The organism is Sulfitobacter sp. HI0027, assembly GCF_001634775.1.
Classification (GTDB): Bacteria; Pseudomonadota; Alphaproteobacteria; order Rhodobacterales; family Rhodobacteraceae; genus Sulfitobacter.
In genome coordinates, this window is the sequence record NZ_LWER01000280.1 from 1 (window position 1) to 293 (window position 293).

Genomic DNA, 293 nt, shown 5'->3' on the forward strand with positions numbered 1-293 from the left:
ATAACACTCAAGTTCTCAGGCAGAGCTGATCATCCCCATCACATGACCACTCATCGTCGATAAAACACGCAGGCATCGACACCCGTAGTTGTCGTGGTCCAGGAAGCCCCGAGGACAGCGCATGTGGAAGCGTTGCTGGCCAAGAAACGAGGAAGCGTCACCGTCAGCGCCAGGGCCAAAACCAATGCACCCAGCCCAAACCATGGTAGACGGCTTTTGAGGCGATCCGCTTTCTGTTCCCGTTCGAACACCGTTCGATAGGCTGTTGACCTGTCATCTTCCGACTTGGCCAA

1 pseudogene is annotated in these 293 nt (G+C 55.3%); it reads right to left on the reverse strand.

From position 1 onward, the window contains the following. Positions 1 to 50: 50 nt before the first annotated feature. A pseudogene (locus A3722_RS24855) lies at positions 51 to 293 on the reverse strand (hypothetical protein); the annotation flags it as partial.